Genomic DNA, 18,276 nt, shown 5'->3' on the forward strand with positions numbered 1-18,276 from the left:
CCTGGAGCGAAACCCATGACACATCTGAGACAGCTTTTCACCGCGGCTGCCGCATCGCTAATCCTCGCAGCCCCCGCCAACGCCGAGACCCAGCTGACGGTGCATTATCCGATGCCCGGCTTCTTCAAGGACGTGATGGATACGATCTCGAAGAAGTTCATGGAAGAAAACCCGGATATCAAGATCACCTTCGCCAATCCGTCGGCGACCTATGAGGAAGGCATCCAGACGATCATGCGTCAGGCCGGAACGGCCGAGATGCCCGATCTCACCTTCATCGGCCTCAACCGCCTGCGCATGGTCAACGAGCGCGACGTCCCCGTTGATCTCGGCCCGTTCATCGCCAAGGACGGCAACATGGCCGAGCAGGGCTTTTCCGAAAACATCCTGAAGCTCGCCCAGGTGGGCGGCAAGCAGGTGGGCCTTGCCTTCGCCACCTCCAACCCGATCATGTATTACAACGCCGATCTCGTGCGCAAAGCCGGCGGCGACCCGGAAAACCCGCCGAAGACCTGGGACGAGGTCATTGCGCTTGGGGGCAAGATCAAGGCGCTTGGCGACGGCAACGAGGGCATCGATTTCCGCTGGCAGGGCGATGACTGGATGTTCTCCGCGCTGCTCTTCGGCGCCGGCGGCGAGATGCTGAGCGAAGACGAAAGCAAGGTTGCCTTCAACGGTCCCGAAGGTGAGAAGGCCGTCGAAGTGCTCGACCGCATGGTCAAGGAAGGCGGTCTGCCGGTTTTGACCAAGCAGGCCGGCGAGCAGGCCTTCGTTGCCGGCAAGGTCGGTTTCGCCTTCCAGACGACGGGTGCGCTGCGCAACACCATCAAGAATGTCGGCGACAAGTTCGACCTGCGCACTGCCCATATCCCGCTCATCGACCCGGCAAAGGGCAAGCTGCCGACCGGCGGCAACGCCGTCGTTATCCTGACGCGCGACGCCGAAAAGCAGGAAGCCGCCTGGAAGTTCGCGAAGTTCGCAGCCGGCCCCTATGGCGCCTCGGTTGTCGTTCCCGGCACCGGCTATGTGCCGAACAACGAGCTGGCCGCCAAGTCGCCTGAGTATCTCGCCAACTTCTACAAGGAAAACCCGCTGTTCCGCGCTGGTCTCGAGCAGATGGCGCTGATGCGCCCCTGGTATGCCTTCCCCGGTAGCAACGGGGTGAAGGTGACGCAGACGATCGTCGAGAACCTGTCGCGCATCGTCGAGCAGCAGGCCTCGCCGAAGGAAGCGCTGGACGAGGCCGCGGCCGAAGTCGAAAGCCTGCTGCCGCGCAGCTGATCCTGTAACCAAATCGATCGACGCCGCCCCGAAGGAAACTTCGAGGCGGTGTTTTCGTGTTTGCTCACGCGAGGTGGCGAACAGTCCCGCCTGCGTAGAGTCGGCAGTCGAGATTGAGATGGCGGCAGCCCGACGCATTCTCGGCCATATCGAGCAGCAGCGCCGCCGCTGCGAGCCCCATGTCGCCGTCGGGCATCGAGATGGTGGTGAGTGTTGGCGTCATCAGCCGGCCAAGCGCGATGCCGTCGAAGCCGGCGACGGAGACATCGTCAGGCACGGAAAGGCCTTCACGCCGCAGCGCTGCTATCACGCCGAGCGCCAGCAGATCGTTGGAAGCAATGATTGCGGTCGGGCGGTGCTGCGCAAGAACCGTCGCGAGGTCGAGGTTTTCATAGCCGTCGACGAAGGGGATCTCGACCGCCTCCATCGGCCGGGCGCCGGCTTCCTGCATAGCGGCCAAATAGCCGTCATAGCGCAGGCGCGCCCGGTCGGATGAACGGAAGTGGCCGGAGACGACGAGGATGCGGCGGTGACCGTGGTCGAGGATGTGGCGGGTGAGATCGAAACCGGCCCGGTAATTGTCGACGGTGACGGCGGCAGCGAAACGTGCGACCGGCCGGTTGTTGAGAAGCACCGTCGGCGGCAGCGCCGCCGAAAGCGCCTCGCTGGTCTTGGCGTCGCAGAGCGTCAGGATCAGACCGGTCGGCCGCTGTTCGAGCAGCGAGCGCACGGCGCGCGCCTCGAGTGCGGGATCATAATTGGATTGGGCGATCAGCACGCCATGGTTCGCCGCCTGCAAACGGTGCTGGATGCCGCCGAGCGAGGCGGCAAACACCGGGTTGGTGACGCTTGGCACCAGCACGCCGACGACGGGCTGGCTGCGGTTGGTGGCGCGTCCCGTGGCCGGCGACGGCCGGTAGCCGAGTTCGGCCGCCGCCCGGCGCACGCGACGCACCATCTCGTCGCTGACGGGACCTTCGCCCTTGAGCGCCCGCGATACGGTTGCCAGCGAGCAGCCGGCATGAAAGGCGATCTGTTGCAGGGTAACCATGATCGCGCTCTAACGGGTCTGCGTGACAGCTGATTGAAGGCCCGGACCCGAGGTTTTCCACGTCGCGCGTGAATTATTATTCATGCTGTGAATTATATTGACAGAAGCTGAGTCCGCGGCTTAAATCGCAATCGTCGGAAGTCGAGGAGGAGTTCCGGCGAACTCATACATTCAGCGGCCGCAAACAAACGGCCCTATCGGTTTTTGGGAGGGGCTTCGGCCTCGAGGAGGACGCGTGCGCAAATTTCTCAGCACGACCGCTCTGGCGGTCATTGCAGCTTCGTTTTGGGCAGGTTCGGCAAGCGCCGAAACGGCGAACCCGTTTCGCTGCCAGCCCGGCGAAAAATACGTCATGAACGTCATGGTATCCGGCGTCGAATACTGGTTCCCGGTCTATGAAATGTTCAAGCAGGCCGGCCAGCAGTTCGGCTGCGAGACCGAATATACCGGCACGCCGGAATATGACGTCAACAAGCAGATCGCCACTTTCGACCAGGCGCTTGCCCAGAACCCGGCCGGCATTCTGGTGCACCCGATGAACTCCGATCCGTTCATCGAGCCGATCAACCGGGCGATCGATCAGGGCACGGCAGTCGTCACCTTCGCTGCGGACTCGCCGCTGTCGAAGCGCGTCTCCTTCATCACCTCGGACAACACCCGCGAAGGCATCTATGCCGCCGACGCGATTGCCGAGAAGATGGGCGGCAAGGGCGAATATGCCGTTCTTGAAAACCCCGGCCAGGACAACCACGACAAGCGCATTACCGCCTTCGTCAATCGCATGGCCGAGAAGTGGCCCGACATGAAACTCGTCGGTCGCGCCGCCTCGAACCAGGATCCGAACAAGGCCTATCAGGGTCTGATGAGCCTCATCCAGGCCAATCCGAACCTCGGCGCCGTGTTCATGCCGGAAGCTAACTCCGCGATCGGTGCGGCCCAGGCCAGCAAGGAAAGCGGCGGCAAGGTCCTCGTCATGTGCGCCGACGTCAACGCCAACATCCTCGACATGATCAAGGCCGGCGAAGTCTTCGGTTCGATCAACCCGAACCAGGGCATGCAGGGCTATATGGGCTTCATGCTCCTGTGGATGGCCAAGCACCCGGAACTGATCGACCCGATGAACGACGCCAAGCGTTCCGGCTTCAACCCGATGAGCATCCCCTTCGTCGACAACGGCCTTTCGATCGTTACCGCCGAAAATGCCGATGACTTCTACTGGGACAAGTACCTGAAGCGTCGTGGCACCAAGGGCATCGACGAGTAAGATCGTGAATTGGCTGCCCGGTCGTTTCCGGGCAGCCAGGACTGCGGGTGGAGGACAGCATGACAGCACAACCGGTTCTGGAGGTCCGGCGCGTCACCAAGCATTTCGGTGCGGTGAAGGCGCTGACGGAGGTGGATTTTCGCCTTGAGCGGGGAGAGATCCACGCACTCTGCGGCGAAAACGGCGCAGGCAAATCCACGCTGATGAACATCATTGCCGGTGTGCTTCAGCCGAATGACGGCGAGGTGCTGGTGGATGGAGCGCCCGTGAAAATCGCCTCGCCGGCGACCGCCCAGACGCTCGGCATCGGCCTCGTCCACCAGGAAATCGCGCTCTGCCCGGATGCGACGGTGGCGGAAAACATGTTCATGGCGGCCACCAACCGCCGGCGCTCGCCGCTGATGAATTACGGCGCGCTCGAACGCGAAGCCCAGGTAGTGATGAACCGGCTGGCGCCGATCGACGTCCGGCGCAAGGTCGCCGACCTCGCCATTTCCAGCCAGCAGCTGGTCGAGATTGCCAAGGCGCTGACGCTCGACTGCCGCGTACTGATCCTCGATGAGCCGACCGCGGCGCTGACGGAAGCCGAAGCGCAGGCGCTGTTCGCCATCATCCGCGACCTGAAGGCCGCGGGTATATCGATCATCTATATCAGCCACCGCATGGCCGAGATTTTTTCGCTCTGCGACCGCGTCACTGTGTTTCGTGATGGCCGCCATGTGGTCACCGAGAAGATCGCCGACGTGACTGCTGACGATGTCGTACGCCGCATGGTCGGCCGCGAGATCAGCCAGCTCTATCCGCAAAAGCAGGCGCCGGAGGCGCGGACGGATGAGACCATTCTCTCTGTGCGTGGCTTGAGCGATGGCGACCGCATCGACACCGTCTCCTTCGATCTGAAGCGGGGCGAAATTCTTGGAATCGGCGGTTTGATCGGCTCCGGTCGTACCGAGATCGCCGAAGCGATCTGCGGTCTGAGGGCCAAGTCGAAGGGCGACATTACGCTGCGCGGAAAGCCGCAGCGCATCGGCAACTACCGCGACGCGGTCGATGCCGGCATCGTCTATCTCTCGGAGGATCGCAAGGGCTCCGGCGTCTTCGTCGACCTGTCGATCGCGCAGAATATTTCGGTGCTTGATCTGAAGACGCTGACCGGGCCGCTCGGATTGCTGAATTCCAGGGCCGAGGCCGATCTCGCCCGCGATTTCGTCCGCCGGCTCGGCGTGCGCATGGGCGGCATCGATATGCCGGTCTCGTCGCTCTCGGGCGGCAACCAGCAGAAGGTGGCGATTGCCAAGCAGCTCGCCGTTCGCCCGCAAGTGATCCTGATGGACGAGCCGACGCGCGGCATCGATGTCGGCGCCAAATCCGAAATCCACCGGCTGCTGCGCGAGCTTGCAGAAACCGGCATCGGCATTGTCGTGATCTCGTCGGAACTGCCGGAGCTGCTCGGGCTTTGCGACCGGGTTCTGGTCGTGCGCGAAGGCGCGATCGCCGGCGAGCTTGACGACAGAGAAATGAGCGAGGAGGCGGTGATCCGCCTGGCCTCAGGGGTGACGCAAACGGCCGAGGCTGGCCGGATGGTGGATCATGTCGCCTGAAAGAACTGATAGAGCCGGGGAGGCGGAAATGGCTGTTGATACGATGGTTGCAACGCATGCGCAGGCGCCCGCCTGGAAACGCATCGGCACGATGCGTGAGGCGGGGCTGATCGCGATCATCCTGGCGCTCGGTATCATCATGAGCTTTGCCTCGCCGCATTTTCTCACCTTCGGCAACATGCGCGCCATGCTGATGAGCTTCTCGGTCGAAGGCATCGTCGTCGTCGGCATGACGATCCTGCTCATTGTCGGCGGCATCGACCTCGCCGTCGGCTCGGTCGTCTGCTTTGCCATGGTGCTGGCCGGTTCGCTGTTTCTCGCCGGTGTCGATCCCTGGACGGCCTCGCTGGTCGGCATCCTCGCCAGCAGCATGATCGGCATGATCATGGGCTTCTTCGTCACCGTCGTCGGGCTCAATCATTTCATCACGTCGCTGGCGGCGATGGTGATCGTGCGCGGCCTCTGCCTCGTCATCACCAAGGGCACGCCGCTGTCGCTCTTCACGCTGCCGGCGTCGTTCAAGGCGGTCGGGCAGGGCACCTTCCACGGCGTGCCCTATGTCATCCTGATCTTCGTCGCCGTCGTCGTGCTCTTCGACTTCCTGCTGCGCCGGGCGACCGCCTTCCGCAAGGTTTTCTATACCGGCAGCAACGAGAAGGCGGCGCTCTATTCGGGCATCAAGACCAAGCAGGTGAAGTTCTGGGTGACGGTGCTTTGCTCGACGCTCGCAGGCGTCGCCGGCGTCATCTACATGTCGCGCTTCGGCGCCGCGACGCCCACCTTCGGGGTCGGTATGGAGCTCAACATCATCGCTGCGGCGGTCATCGGCGGCGCCTCGCTCAACGGCGGCTCGGGCACCATCCTCGGCGCCATCCTCGGTATCGCTCTTCTCTCGGTCGTCACCAGCTCGTTGATCCTGCTCGACGTCTCCGTCTATTGGCAGGACATGATCAAGGGGTGCATTCTCTTGGCTGCCGTTTCCATCGACCACCTGCTGCACAAGCGGAAGGCAGCCTGACCATGCCGATTGCCAAACCCATTTTGTCCCAGGCCTCAAGTGCGCGAGAAGAACTCGTCGTTGCGCGGCAGATGCACCAGGCGCTCGTCCTGCATTTCCTCGAAGGACTGACCCAGTCGCAGATCGCCGATCGGCTCGGCATCTCGCAGCCGACCGTTAACCGGCTGATCAAGCGCGGCCGTCAGCTTGGCCTGGTAGAGATCAAGATCAAGTCGCCGATCGAGCCCTTGGTCGACATGGAAGAGCAGTTGCTTGCGATCGGCGGCATCCGCCGGGCGATCGTCGTGCCGACCGTTTCCGACAATCAGCAGACCGCACTCCAGGCGGTCGGCGAGGCGGCAGCCCGGCTGCTGCTCGAGGAGATCGGCGATGGCGACACGATCTGCATCACCGGCGGCAAGGGTGTCAGTGCCGTCGTCGCGGGGCTGCAGGCGCCGCGCCGCTTCGATGTCGAGGTTATCCCTGGCACCGGCTGCGTCCAGGGCAAGCACTATACGGATGTGAACCACGTCTCGACGATGATGGCCGACAGGCTCGGCGGGCGGTCTTTCCAGATCCACGCGCCGCTCTTCGCCGACAGTGCCGCCGAGCGGGCGATGCTGATCAACATGCGCTCGGTGGCAGATGTCTTCGGGAGGGCGCGCGAAGCGAAGGTGGCGGTGGTCGGCATCGGTTCGATCCTTTCGGACGATTCGAGCTACTACGACCTGCATCCGTCTTCGAGCACGGACCGAGCGGCAATCGAGCGCTCTGGCGCAAGCTGCGAACTTCTCGCCCATCTGCTCGATGATGAGGGACGTGTCTGTGACTACAGCCTCAACCGTTCGCTGGTGTCACTGACGCTCGAGGAGTTCGCCTCGATCCCGACGAAGATCGGCGTGGCAAGTGGACCGAACAAGGCCGGACCGATCCTCAGCGTCATGCGGGGACACCACCTCGACACGCTGGTGACGGACGAGGCGACCGGCGAGCGCGTGCTCGCCATGGCAAGCGAAAAGGGACTTCTGGCATGAGCGGGGATCAATTGATGCGGGAGATCGGCCGATCGGGCGTGAAGGCTTCGGCCGTCGGGCTCGGCACCTGGGCGATCGGCGGCTGGATGTGGGGCGGCACGGACGAGCGGGAGTCGATTGCCGCGATCCAGGCTTCGCTCGACGCCGGTGTGACGCTGATCGATACGGCGCCGGCCTATGGCCTCGGCCGCTCGGAAGAGATCGTCGGCAAGGCTTTGGCCGGCCGCCGCGACAAGGCAATCATCGCCACCAAGTGCGGGCTCGTCTGGCATACGGACAAGGGCAAGCACTTCTTCGACCAGGACGGCAAGCCGGTGCACCGCTACCTCGGCCGAGATGCGATCCATCACGAGGTCGAGCAGAGCCTGAAGCGGCTCGACACCGATTACATCGACCTCTACATCACCCATTGGCAGGACCCGACGACGCCGATCGAGGAGACCATGGCCGCGCTCGAAGAGCTGCGCCAGGCGGGCAAGATCCGGGCGATCGGCGCCAGCAATGTCGGCCGTAGCGACCTTGAACAGTACATCGCGATCGGCGGGCTCGACGCGATCCAGGAACGCTTCAGCATGATCGATCGCGAGATCGAGGCGGAGCTTTTGCCGCTGACGCGGCGCAACGGCGTCGCCACGCTCAGCTACTCGTCGTTGGCGCTCGGCCTTCTCTCCGGCGGCATCGGACCGGAGCGGGTGTTTTCAGGCGACGACCAGCGGCGCGACAATCCGCGCTTCTCGGTCGGCAACCGCGAAAAGGTCGCGGCCTTTGCCAAGGCCATCCAGCCGGTCGCAGAAAAGCATGGCGCGACAATCGCCCAGATCGTCATTGCCTGGACGCTCTGCCAGGAGGGCGTGACTTTCGCGCTCTGCGGCGCACGCAATCCGGCGCAAGCGCTCGACAATGCAAGGGCCGGGACGATCCGGCTCGATCACGATGATCTCGCGGGGATCGACGCGGCCATCGCGGCGACGCTCGTCAACATGGACAGCTAACGGACTGCCATCATGAACCGGGAAGAGATTTTCAACGGGCTCGCCAAGAGCCCGAAGGTGGACGTGTGCGTCCTCGGCGGCGGCATCAACGGCCTCAGCGTCTTTCGTGAACTGGCGCTGCAAGGGGTGAACGTGCTGCTCGTCGAGAAGCACGACTACTGTTCGGGCGCGAGTGCGGCGCTGTCACGCATGGTGCATGGCGGTCTTCGCTATCTCGAAAATGGCGAGTTCAGCCTGGTCAGGGAATCGCTGGTCGAACGCGATCGGCTGCTGAAGAACGCGCCGCATTACGTGGCGCCGCTGCCCACGACCGTGCCGATCTTCGACATCTTCTCGGGTCTTGCCAATGGCGCGGTTCGCTTCCTGGGATTGACGCGGCGGCCAAGCCGCCGTGGCGCCGTCGCTGTCAAGATGGGCCTTGGCATCTATGATTTCCTGACGCGCAAGCGGGCGCTGATGCCGAAGCATGCCTTCCGCGGGCGGCGCACGACGCTTGCACGCTGGCCGGCGCTCAATCCCGACATCAAGAGTTCCGCGACCTATTACGACGCCTGGGTCAGCCAGCCGGAACGTCTCGGAATCGAGCTGTTGAAGGACGGGCTTGCCGCCGGTTCTCACGCGCAGGCGCTGAACTACGCCGAACTGACGCTGGCCGCACCCGGACGCTACGAACTGAAGGACGATGTCACCGGCGCGGTCGCTGCGATCGAGCCCGGCCTCATCATCAACGCCACCGGCGGCTGGATCGATATCGCCAACGGCGCACTGTTTCCCGCAACGTCGAAGCCGGCCCCGTTGATGGGCGGCACCAAGGGCTCGCATCTGATCATCGACAATGCCCAACTCATGGACGCGCTTAACGGCCACATGATCTACTACGAGAACGAGGATGGCCGCATCTGCATCCTCTTTCCCTATCTCGGCAAGGTGCTGGTGGGCTCGACGGACATTCGTGTCGATGATCCCGAAACCGTGCGCTGCGAAGCCGACGAGCGCGACTACATCCTGCAGTCGCTCGCCTTCGTCCTGCCAGACATCCGGATCAGGCCGGAAGAGGTGGTGTTCCAGTTCTCGGGCGTACGGCCGCTGCCGGCGAGCCAGGACAGCTTCACCGGTCGCATCCCGCGCGACCATTTCTGCACCTTCGTGGAGGGTGTTGAGGGCGGTCCGCCGGTGCTCTGCATGATCGGCGGCAAATGGACGACGTTCCGCTCCTTCGGCGAAATGGCGGCCGACCTCACCCTGGAACGGCTCGCAAAACAGCGCCATGTCAGCACCGGAGAACGTGCCATCGGTGGCGGGCAAGACTATCCCTCCGATCGCGACCGATGGGTCGATGATGTTGCGGCAGCCACCGGGCTTTCGCGGGAGCGCATGCAAGTGCTTTTCGTCCGCTATGGAACGGGCGCGCGAGACGTTGCCGATCTCATCGCCGCCGGCGCTGACCATGCCTTGCCGCATCCGGATTACTCCGCGCGCGAGCTGCAATACCTGATCCGCAGCGAAGCCGTCGAACATATCGAGGACCTGCTGCTGCGCCGCACGACGCTTGCAATCACCGGCGAGCTCTCGCTCGACATGGTGGATGCGGTGCTCGCCTTGCTTGCCATCGAAAAGCAATGGTTGCCGCCGCGTGTCGCGGTCGAGCGTAAGCGATTTCTTGCCCTTCTCGTCGAGCGCCATGGCGTCGACGAGGAAACCCTATCCATACGGAACGAACAAAGGAGTGCATTATGCGAAACAACAGCAAGGTCCGGATGAACCGTCTGTTCGGCGGTGGACGTTGCCTCGACGTCGCGATCGATCATGGCGTCTGCAACGAACCCTCCTTCCTCAATGGTCTTGAAGACATGTCAGCCGTGGTCAAGGCGCTGGTCGCGGCCGCACCGGATGCGATCCAGATGAATTTTGGCCAGGCGGATCTGTTGCAGGAGGTGCCGGGCAAGGACAAGCCGGCGTTGGTCATGCGTCTCGACATGGGCAACCCCTATAACCGCATCCGCCACCGGCACATGTGGGCCGTGTTGCAGAACGAGGCCGAACCGTTGATCGGCGCGCTGGCGATGGACGCGGCCTGCGTCGTCGTCAACCTCTTCATGCTGCCGGACGAGCCCGATCTCTTCCGCCAATGCGTCGCCAACATCTCGCGCGTGCGGGCCGATTGCGACAAGTACGGCATGCCGTTGATGATCGAGCCCTTGGTGATGCAGCCGGTGACCGAGCACGGCGGCTACATGGTCGATGGCGACGCCGAGAAGATCGTGACGCTGACCCGGCTTGCGCGCGAGATGGGCGCTGACATCGTCAAGGCGGACCCGACCACCAATGCCGAGGATTTCCACCGGGTCGTCGAGGCGGCGCGCTGCCCCGTTCTCGTGCGTGGCGGCGGCAAGGAGGACTTGCGCAACGTCTTCGACAAGTCGGCGGCCTTGATGCGTCAGGGCGCAATGGGCATGGTCTATGGGCGCAACATCTACCAGCACGCCAATCCGAGCGCCGTTGTGCGCGGCCTGATGGCGATCATCCATGAGGATGTAAGCGGCGAAGAAGCATACGCGCTCTACCAGCGCGGTTGAAATCGCTCAGCCGGAACCGCTTCACCAGCGATGCTCCGGCGCAAGAGGAACGCTGCCGCTGTGAGGACACCGGCTGCGTTCCGGCAAATGGATTAAGGACCTTGGGGAGGGGTTCGAAAATGGGTAAGTATCTGCTCGGGATCGACGCCGGGAACACCGTGATCAAGACGGTACTTTTCGATCGTGACGGCAACGAGATCGCGATGGCCGCGGAAGAAGGGCACAGCCATGTGCCGATGCCCGGCCATGTCGAGCGTGGGCTTGGCGAACTGTGGAGCCATGCCAAGGTGGTGATCCGCGCCTGCATCGAGCGCGCCGGCATCGATGCCAGCGAGATCGCGGCGATCGGTTGCGCCGGGCACGGCAACGGTCTCTACGCGCTCGATCGAGACGGAGAACCGCTTGTCGGCATCCAGTCGCTCGACACTCGCGCCGCCGGCCTCGCCGAGGAGTGGCAGGCCGCAGGCGTCGGCGAGCGAACCTATCCAATCGCCGGGCAGAAGCCCTGGCCATCACAAACGCCGACCCTGCTTGCCTGGCTGAAGCGCCATCGGCCTGACCAGTTTGAGAAAATCGGCACGGTGTTTCTCTGCAAGGACTTCGTCATCAATCGCCTGACCGGCGCGCGCGTCAGCGACGTCTCGGACATGAGCGGCGCGGGCCTGCTCGATGTCGCCGGAAGGCGTTACGATGCGGCATTAATGAAGGCCTATGGCCTCGGCGAAGACATGGACCTGCTGCCCGATCTCGCCGAAAGCGCCGATATCGTCGGACGCGTTACCGAGGAAGCGGCGGCGCAGACGGGTCTGGCTGCCGGCACACCCGTTGTCGGTGGGCTCTTCGACGTGGTCGCTTCGGCAATCGGCTCGGGCGTCACCCGCACCGGTGCTGCCTCGATCATCGCCGGCACCTGGAGCATCAACCAGGTGATCATCGACCAGCCTGATCTCTCACGTCCGCTCTTCATGTCCTCGACCTTCGATCGCAAGCGCTACATGGCGATCGAGGCGAGTGCCACGTCGGCGGCCAATCTGGAATGGCTGGTGCGCGAGCTCTTCCCGCACGACGGCAAGGATGGCCGGTCGCCCTTCGATCTCTGCTGCCAGCTGGCAGCCGAGGTCACGCCGGCCTCTGATGACCCGCTCTACCATCCGTTTCTCTATGGCGCTCAGCAGGACGGCAACGCGCGCGCTGGCTTCTACGGCGTCGCCGGCTGGCACGGCAAGGGTCATCTGGTCCGCGCGGTGCTTGAAGGCGTCGCCTTCGGCCATCGCCAGCATATCGCGGCGTTGCGCGCGGCTGGGGCTCGCTTCGAGGAGGCGGTGCTTTCGGGTGGCGGATCGCGCAGCCTGATCTGGCCGCAGATCTTCGCCGACGTGCTTGACGTGCCGGTGACGGTCGCCCGTTCACGCGAGACCGGCGCGCTCGGCGCCGCGATTACGGCTGGCGCCGGCATCGGCCTTTTCGCCGATATCTCCGCCGGTGCTGCGGCGATGGTCAAGACCGAACGCCACTACCGTCCAAACCCTGCACTTGCCGCGCATTATGACAGGCGCTTTGCGCTTTACGGCGAGATCGCCGCTGCCATGGCGCCGATCTGGCGCCGGCTTGCAACGCCCGAGCGATCGGCGCGGGAAGCGGCGGAGTGATCAGGGCAGAGGCATCGGTCTGTCGGGGCGCTGCTGGGAGGAACGTTGCAGCGCCGCCGCAAACCGTCTGACCCGTCAGAAACGCATGTTGATGCCGGCCTTGATGACGTGGCTGTTGATGTCTTTCTCGCTGGAGCCTGAGCTCGTGTGGGTGCGGACATCTGGCGTGGTGATGTAGTTGTATTCGAGCTTGGCGGAGAGGCCGCCGGCAAAGGCCTGTTCCACGCCGGCGCCGAGCAGGTAGCCGCCCTTGAAGCCGACGTCGTTACGCACGTCGGCGCCCTTCTTGTAGCTGGTCATGGCGTAACCGGCCGTGCCGTAGACGAGCGTCTGGTCGAAGGTGAGACCCGCCTTCGCCTTGATGGCGCCGCGCCATTTCTCCTTGAGCTTGCCGCCGTTGACCTTGTGCTCGGTGTCGCCGAGATAGGAGCCTTCGATTTCCGCCCCAACGATGCCGGGGCCGGCCTGCATGTTGTAGCCGGCCTGGACGCCGAGCGCGACGCCATTGCGGTCGGCGAACGGGTTGGGGCTGCCGGTAAAGCCAAGGCCGCCATGGGCACCGACATAGGCGCCACTCCAGCTGAAGGCCGGCGGGTCCTGATAGGTGGGGGCGGAGAAATCAGCCGCCTGGGACGGCTGTGCGCCGCAGAGGGCGAGAAGGGTAAGACCCGACCAGATGGAAAACTTGCTGGACTGCCGCATTTGCTTGCTCCGTGCATAGGAAACGCGCCTTGATGGCGCTTGCGTCCTCCCATGCGCGCTTCACCTTTGGGGTGGGATGGCGATGTTTGGACGGTACACGGCCTTTGTCGGCCCCACGGATTGCATCAACATTGCGCAACTTATCTAAGTTACTGATTTTGTTGTTAGTTAACTGTTAACCATACGCCGACTGAGAAAAATCCTAGCCGGCAGGCAAGGTGATGCGGAAGCAGGCGCCACCCTTGGGATCATCGACCACCGAGATGTGACCCTTGTGGCGGCCGATGATCTCGCTGACCAGATGCAATCCGAGGCCGGCGCCATGGTCCCGCGGCTGCAGGCGATGGAAGGGCTCGAAGATCCGGGCCCGTTCCCGCTCCGGTATGCCGGGACCTTCGTCGGTAACCTCGATCACGCCGCCGCGCTCCACCCGGATCGTGATCAGGCCGCCGGCGTGTTCGATGGCGTTGCGCACGAGGTTGGTGACCGCCCGCTCGATGGCGCCGGTATCGCCGCGCACGACGACGCGCTCCGTGCCCGGAGCGAAGGAAAGGTCGCAGCCGGCCGAAAGCGCAAGCGGGGCGAGGTCGGCCGTCACATCGCGGCAGAGCGAAACCAGGTCGAGCTGCCCGAAATCCGTGCCGTCGCGATCGATGCGTTCGAGATCGAGCAACTGTTCGGCAAGGCCGGCAATGCGGTTGGAATCGATCAGCAGGCGGTTCCGGAGCGGGCCGGCCTCCATGCTTTCCAGGCGCGTGTGCAGGATCGCAACCGGGGTTCGAAGCTCGTGTGCCGCGTCGAGGATAAAGCGCTGGCGGCGCTCGTACCCCTCATCGAGCCGCTGCAGTGCGCCGTTGAACGCCTCAACGAGCGGTCGCACTTCGCCGGGGATGCGATGATCGGGCAGCCGGGCACCGCGGCGCTCGACATCGATCGTCTTTGCCTGGTCGACCACCTCGGCAAGACCGGCAAAGGCGCGCCTTACGATGATCGGGATCGCGAAGGCCGGGATCAGCACCACGATCAAGACGATCGGCAAAAGCAGAAGGTTTGCCAGGATGAACACCGCGAAGGACGCGCTCCAGAGCCGCCCTCCGCCGGCAAGCACCGTATAGGTGCCGTTGTCCGTGGTCACCGAGCGCACGATCGACGAGAGGGTATAGGGCTCGATGCTGTCACGCATATCGCCAAAGGCGATGCGGTCGAGGTGCTCGCCAATGCTGCGATAGGCGTCCGGCACCGGTCCGCTGCGGATCATGTCACCGCGTTCGTTGCGTGCGACGAACCAGAAATCGGCGGACTCGGCCCGCATGGCAAGCAGTTGCGGCGTCTCAACCAGCGTCAGTCCACCGGCGGGATCCGGCCGGATTGCCCCGGCCGCGATCGACGCGGCGTCGGCGTCGAGGAACTTGCCGCCGAGATCGGCGCGCGTCAGCAAGGCCATGAAGCCGGCGATGACCGCCATCAACAGCAGCACCTGAAAGGTCAGGATCTGCCAGATCAGGCGCTTCTTCAGCGAGTTGGTGGAAGCGTTCGTCATGGAGAGGGTCTCAGAAGGTAGCCAACGCCGCGGATGCTGTGAATTTCAACGCCGGCACCGGTTTCCGAGAGCTTGCGGCGCAACCGCGAAACATGCGCGTCGAGAGAATTGGACTGGATTTCGTCGTCATAGCCATAGACGGATTCCTCCAGCGTCGAGCGCTGCACCGTGCGCCCCTGCCGGCGCGCCAAAGCCTCCAGCACCAGCAGCTCCCGCCGCGGCAGGTCCAGCACCCGGCCGTCGACGCGGGCCTGTCGGCCTTCGAAATCGAAGATCAGCTGGCCGATGCGGGCGGTGATCGGCGCAATATCAGGTGAACGTCGCATCAGGGCACGGATGCGCGCCAGCAATTCCTCCACGGCGAACGGCTTGGCGAGATAGTCGTCGGCGCCCATGTCGAGCCCCCTGACCCGTTCATCGATGGCGCTGCGCGCCGTCAGCACGATTACCGGGATTCCCGATCGTAGCGCACGCACCCGCGGGATCAGCGACAGGCCATCGCCGTCGGGCAGTTGCCGGTCGAGGATGATGCCGTCGTGAACCTGGTTGGCCAGCGCCGCCATCGCATGGTCGATCGACGGTGCATGGTCGAGGATCATGTCATAGCGGCTGAGTGCGGCACTGAGTGCTGCCGCCATTTCCAGCTCATCCTCGACAAGGAGCAGGCGCATTGAATATCTCCGAATCCGATAGGCGTGTCTCGTTCACGTCTGGTGGACGAGGATTGCAACAACGTTGCGGCCTTTCGCTGCCTTTCTAGCGGCGAGAACGGGAGCCCGGCAATGCAGAGCGGCCGAGGCTTACCGTATTCGGATGGGACGGAGAGAATAGCCGCGCATTTGCGGGGCGAGCGATCGGACAAGAGCCCTCAAAAATTGCCTTGCGCGGCAGCGCCGGGCGGGCGCTGCCGCGCAAGGCGCAGATCGTCAAACGATGTGTCGCTGCGCAAGGGTACGCAGCGGCACGGGACCGGCCATGGGCCGGCCGATGACGGAGGTCAGGCGACGGCTATGATCCGCTGGAACGCATCATAGGCCGCAAGCACCGTTTCCTTCTGAGCCTCATGGCCGGCAATGAAGGCATCGCCGTAGATGGTCTCATCCGGGTACTCGGTGATCAGCGTCAGCGGTGCCGTGTGGCGGTCGTCGACGGAGATCATGCAGGGGAAGCCGTTGATGATGCGGAAACCGGTTTCACCGGCATGCGTCTCGTAAAGCGCGATCTGGGCGTCGTTGTAGGCGAGCAGGCCCGGAACGGCCGCAAGCCGCTCGGTGACTTCCGCGATCAGCTGTTCGGCGCGCGCTTCCCATTCGGCGTGGTGGCGCATGATCAGGAAGAAGCCCTTGGGCAGGGTCCACATGGCAAAACCGCGCGGCACGTAGCCCGAAAGCGGCCGCGTCCACTCATGCGAGGGATAGCCGTGCAGGTTGACGTGCAGCTGCGCGCCGGTCAGCCGCTCCGCCTCCTTACGGATCTCGCGCTCGTTGAGTGCTGCACCGGTGCGGTATTCGAGATCGTCGCCAAGGGCGGTGTAGCGGGCGGCATGGTGCATGTGCAGCGGGTTGTCGATGCGCAGCCGCTGGTGCACGGCATAGCCGTCGGGGTTTTCGAGCGGCGAGATGGTGAAGTGGCTACCGGTGCGGGCGGCGAGCGCCTGGGCGGCGCGAAGCACGCCGACGATGCCGGTCGTCTCGTTCGGATGCTGACCGCCGCTGATCATGACCGGCGCATCGCTTCCCTTGTGATAGCGGGCCTTCACTGGCCGGCCGGCACGCGACCTGGCCTCGAAGGGCTGGCCGTCGATCGCGGCGAGTTCGGCATGGATCTGCGCCACCGCCAGCGGTACCTCGGCGGTGTCGAGCGGCAGGGTTTCGCCTTCGACATCCGTCGCCTGCAGCGGCCGCGCCTTGACGACGACGGTGGGCTTGCCGACGCCGAAGACGATCTCCGGCACGATCTGGCCGGGCTTCAGGCCGCGGTCGCCGAGCGGGCGGCCGGACTTCTTCTGGAAGACTTCGAGCAGCGAGAAATAGAAGTCCTCGTGCAGCGCTTCGCGCAGGCTGATGACTTCCTCGCCGACAGGCAGGCGGAAGTCGGTGATCGGCAGGGTCACGCGGATGTTGAGCTCTTCGAAATAGGGCTCGCTGTCACCCCAGGCATGATCGGAGATCGCCTGCATCGTGCCGGCAAAAAGCCGCTCATAGTCGGTATCGAGGTGGCATTCGCGATGCTTGTCGCAGCCCTCGTCGAGGCGGATCCAGCCGGTCGGCGACAAAAGCGTCTCGCCGATGAAATCGGTGTGGATGCGGTTCGGTGCGAATACGGCGTTGTTTTCCTGGCGCCCGTCACGGAAGGTCAGCGCGACATCGTAGGTGAATGCCTTGGCGCTGCCGGCCTCGAAGCGGATCTCGGCGTCGCCGAGAAGGGCTGCGAGCGGATAGGCTTCGAGCAGGAAGCGGTTCTGAGGGGCGCCCTCATGCTGGGGATAGCGGACGACGACGCTTGCGAGGGCTGCGCGATCCACTTCTTCCAGGAAGAAATGCAACAGCGGCTTGTAGGCGCTCCTGAGCGCCGCCTTGACGCCGAAGCTTGCAAGCTTCTGTTCGGCAGCCTTGCGGCTGGCGGCATCGTCGAACAGCCAGGCTTCGAGCTTGGTGCCGCGGGCGGCTTCCTTGCCGTAGGTGGTCAGAAGCGTGTCGAGGGTGCGCTCGAAGGCGCCTTCGAAAATCGTCGTCATCGTGAAGTTCTACCGGTTGGGTCGAGGCTGTCACGCAGCCAGTCGCCGAGAAGATTGAGGCCGAGAACGGTGAGCAGGATCGCAAGGCCCGGGAAGACGCTGACCCACCAGGCGTTCTGCAGGTAGGTGCGGCCGTCGGCCAGCATGCCGCCCCAGCTCGGGATCAGCGGATCGACGCCGAGGCCGAGGAAGGTGAGGCTGCTTTCGAGCAGGATGTTGTTGGCGACGTTGAGCGTCATCAGCACGATCACCGGGCCGATTAGGTTCGGCAGCAGGTGCTGGAACAGGATCCTGTAATCGCGCACGCCGATGGCTCGGGCCGACTGGATGAACTCGCGCTCGCGCAGAGACAGGACCGAGCCGCGCACGAGACGCGCATATTGCACCCACTGCGAGACGATCAGCAGGATGATGGTATTGCCGAGCCCGCCGCCGACGATGGCGATGAAGGTGATCGCCAGCAGGATGAAGGGGAGCGCCAGCTGCACATCGGCAAAGCGCATGACGAGCATGTCCCAGAAGCCGCGATAGTAGCCGGAGACAAGCCCCATGACCACGCCGACGACGACGGCGCCGGCAACCGACGTCAGGCCGACGAGCAGCGAGATCTTGCCGCCGGCAACCACGCGAGCCAGCACGTCGCGGCCAAGCGGGTCGGTGCCGAGCGGATGGGCCCAATTGACGAAGGGCGGCGTCAGCCGCGCCATCAGGTCGATCTTGTCGACGCCGCCGGGAAAGAGCACGCCAGAGAAGAGAACGGCGAGGCAGATGCCCCCGGTGAGCAGCGCTCCGAGGATGAATTCGAGGTTGCGGAAGCGGGCGAAGCGGGTGCTGGAAGCCTTTGACGACATC

General features: G+C 64.1%; 15 protein-coding genes. 9 read left to right on the forward strand and 6 right to left on the reverse strand.

All coding sequences use genetic code 11. The features are described 5' to 3' along the window. The first annotated feature begins 15 nt into the window (after positions 1-15). Complete coding sequence (locus tag ASD01_RS26005) at positions 16-1,281, forward strand: ABC transporter substrate-binding protein (RefSeq protein ID WP_060530407.1); 1,266 nt, start codon at positions 16-18, stop codon at positions 1,279-1,281. Between the two features lie 64 nt (positions 1,282-1,345). Here the strand turns inward: ASD01_RS26005 and ASD01_RS26010 are convergent, their stop codons facing one another. Next, positions 1,346-2,332, reverse strand: a complete 987-nt coding sequence (locus tag ASD01_RS26010) for a LacI family DNA-binding transcriptional regulator (RefSeq protein WP_060521959.1) — start codon at positions 2,330-2,332, stop codon at positions 1,346-1,348. Positions 2,333-2,567: 235 nt separating this feature from the next. Between ASD01_RS26010 and ASD01_RS26015 the strand changes: the two genes are divergently transcribed. The 8 genes from ASD01_RS26015 to ASD01_RS26050 all read left to right on the forward strand — a co-directional run bounded on the left by ASD01_RS26015 (position 2,568) and on the right by ASD01_RS26050 (position 12,445). Continuing rightward, a complete protein-coding gene (locus tag ASD01_RS26015; protein WP_034805587.1) occupies positions 2,568-3,596 on the forward strand; it encodes a substrate-binding domain-containing protein in 1,029 nt (342 codons plus the stop codon). A 59-nt stretch (positions 3,597-3,655) separates the two neighbouring features. Further along, positions 3,656-5,197 carry a sugar ABC transporter ATP-binding protein gene (locus tag ASD01_RS26020; RefSeq protein WP_060644789.1) on the forward strand — a complete coding sequence of 514 codons (1,542 nt, stop codon included), beginning with the start codon at positions 3,656-3,658 and terminating at the stop codon, positions 5,195-5,197. Between the two features lie 28 nt (positions 5,198-5,225). Next, entirely contained in the window at positions 5,226-6,215 is a 990-nt protein-coding gene (locus tag ASD01_RS26025; protein WP_060521961.1) for an ABC transporter permease, read from the forward strand. A 2-nt stretch (positions 6,216-6,217) separates the two neighbouring features. Continuing rightward, positions 6,218-7,228: a sugar-binding transcriptional regulator gene (locus ASD01_RS26030; RefSeq protein WP_034805596.1), complete on the forward strand. Its 1,011-nt coding sequence runs from the start codon at positions 6,218-6,220 to the stop codon at positions 7,226-7,228. Then, on the forward strand, positions 7,225-8,220 hold the full coding sequence (locus tag ASD01_RS26035) for an aldo/keto reductase (protein WP_034805599.1): 996 nt from the start codon (positions 7,225-7,227) through the stop codon (positions 8,218-8,220). Before ASD01_RS26030 ends, ASD01_RS26035 begins: the two co-directional genes overlap by 4 nt. 12 nt (positions 8,221-8,232) lie before the next feature. Further along, positions 8,233-9,981, forward strand: a complete 1,749-nt coding sequence (locus ASD01_RS26040; protein ID WP_060644629.1) for a glycerol-3-phosphate dehydrogenase/oxidase — start codon at positions 8,233-8,235, stop codon at positions 9,979-9,981. Further along, positions 9,954-10,796, forward strand: coding sequence for a class I fructose-bisphosphate aldolase (locus ASD01_RS26045; protein WP_034805605.1), 843 nt, complete (start codon positions 9,954-9,956; stop codon positions 10,794-10,796). Before ASD01_RS26040 ends, ASD01_RS26045 begins: the two co-directional genes overlap by 28 nt. 119 nt (positions 10,797-10,915) lie before the next feature. Continuing rightward, the gene (locus ASD01_RS26050) at positions 10,916-12,445 is read left to right on the forward strand and encodes an FGGY-family carbohydrate kinase (RefSeq protein ID WP_034805608.1); all 1,530 of its coding nucleotides are present in this window, start codon (positions 10,916-10,918) and stop codon (positions 12,443-12,445) included. Between the two features lie 75 nt (positions 12,446-12,520). Here ASD01_RS26050 and ASD01_RS26055 read toward each other — a convergent pair whose 3' ends face one another. From ASD01_RS26055 to ASD01_RS26075, 5 genes are all read right to left on the reverse strand, one after another. Beyond that, the gene (locus ASD01_RS26055) at positions 12,521-13,147 is read right to left on the reverse strand and encodes an outer membrane protein (RefSeq protein WP_060644631.1); all 627 of its coding nucleotides are present in this window, start codon (positions 13,145-13,147) and stop codon (positions 12,521-12,523) included. A gap of 202 nt (positions 13,148-13,349) precedes the next feature. Next, entirely contained in the window at positions 13,350-14,687 is a 1,338-nt protein-coding gene (locus ASD01_RS26060; RefSeq protein WP_060521967.1) for a sensor histidine kinase, read from the reverse strand. Further along, entirely contained in the window at positions 14,684-15,358 is a 675-nt protein-coding gene (locus tag ASD01_RS26065; RefSeq protein WP_060521968.1) for a response regulator transcription factor, read from the reverse strand. Before ASD01_RS26065 ends, ASD01_RS26060 begins: the two co-directional genes overlap by 4 nt. A gap of 326 nt (positions 15,359-15,684) precedes the next feature. Beyond that, entirely contained in the window at positions 15,685-17,424 is a 1,740-nt protein-coding gene (locus ASD01_RS26070) for a M14 family metallopeptidase (RefSeq protein ID WP_060644633.1), read from the reverse strand. Then, positions 17,421-18,275: an ABC transporter permease gene (locus tag ASD01_RS26075; protein ID WP_060644790.1), complete on the reverse strand. Its 855-nt coding sequence runs from the start codon at positions 18,273-18,275 to the stop codon at positions 17,421-17,423. The genes ASD01_RS26070 and ASD01_RS26075 overlap by 4 nt, the downstream gene beginning before the upstream one ends. Position 18,276: the final 1 nt, after the last annotated feature.

Source organism: Ensifer sp. Root423 (genome assembly GCF_001426275.1).
GTDB lineage: Bacteria > Pseudomonadota > Alphaproteobacteria > Rhizobiales > Rhizobiaceae > Ensifer > Ensifer adhaerens.

Excerpts from the sequence above, each read along its gene's own strand:
- ASD01_RS26025 (WP_060521961.1), top strand. The coding sequence starts at position 5,226 with ATGGCTGTTGATACGATGGTTGCAACGCATGCGCAGGCGCCCGCCTGG.
- ASD01_RS26070 (WP_060644633.1), bottom strand. The coding sequence starts at position 17,424 with ATGACGACGATTTTCGAAGGCGCCTTCGAGCGCACCCTCGACACGCTT.
- ASD01_RS26040 (WP_060644629.1), top strand. The coding sequence starts at position 8,233 with ATGAACCGGGAAGAGATTTTCAACGGGCTCGCCAAGAGCCCGAAGGTG.
- ASD01_RS26030 (WP_034805596.1), top strand. The coding sequence starts at position 6,218 with ATGCCGATTGCCAAACCCATTTTGTCCCAGGCCTCAAGTGCGCGAGAA.
- ASD01_RS26055 (WP_060644631.1), bottom strand. The coding sequence starts at position 13,147 with ATGCGGCAGTCCAGCAAGTTTTCCATCTGGTCGGGTCTTACCCTTCTC.
- ASD01_RS26005 (WP_060530407.1), top strand. The coding sequence starts at position 16 with ATGACACATCTGAGACAGCTTTTCACCGCGGCTGCCGCATCGCTAATC.
- ASD01_RS26050 (WP_034805608.1), top strand. The coding sequence starts at position 10,916 with ATGGGTAAGTATCTGCTCGGGATCGACGCCGGGAACACCGTGATCAAG.
- ASD01_RS26075 (WP_060644790.1), bottom strand. The coding sequence starts at position 18,275 with ATGTCGTCAAAGGCTTCCAGCACCCGCTTCGCCCGCTTCCGCAACCTC.
- ASD01_RS26020 (WP_060644789.1), top strand. The coding sequence starts at position 3,656 with ATGACAGCACAACCGGTTCTGGAGGTCCGGCGCGTCACCAAGCATTTC.
- ASD01_RS26035 (WP_034805599.1), top strand. The coding sequence starts at position 7,225 with ATGAGCGGGGATCAATTGATGCGGGAGATCGGCCGATCGGGCGTGAAG.
- ASD01_RS26045 (WP_034805605.1), top strand. The coding sequence starts at position 9,954 with ATGCGAAACAACAGCAAGGTCCGGATGAACCGTCTGTTCGGCGGTGGA.
- ASD01_RS26010 (WP_060521959.1), bottom strand. The coding sequence starts at position 2,332 with ATGGTTACCCTGCAACAGATCGCCTTTCATGCCGGCTGCTCGCTGGCA.
- ASD01_RS26060 (WP_060521967.1), bottom strand. The coding sequence starts at position 14,687 with ATGACGAACGCTTCCACCAACTCGCTGAAGAAGCGCCTGATCTGGCAG.
- ASD01_RS26065 (WP_060521968.1), bottom strand. The coding sequence starts at position 15,358 with ATGCGCCTGCTCCTTGTCGAGGATGAGCTGGAAATGGCGGCAGCACTC.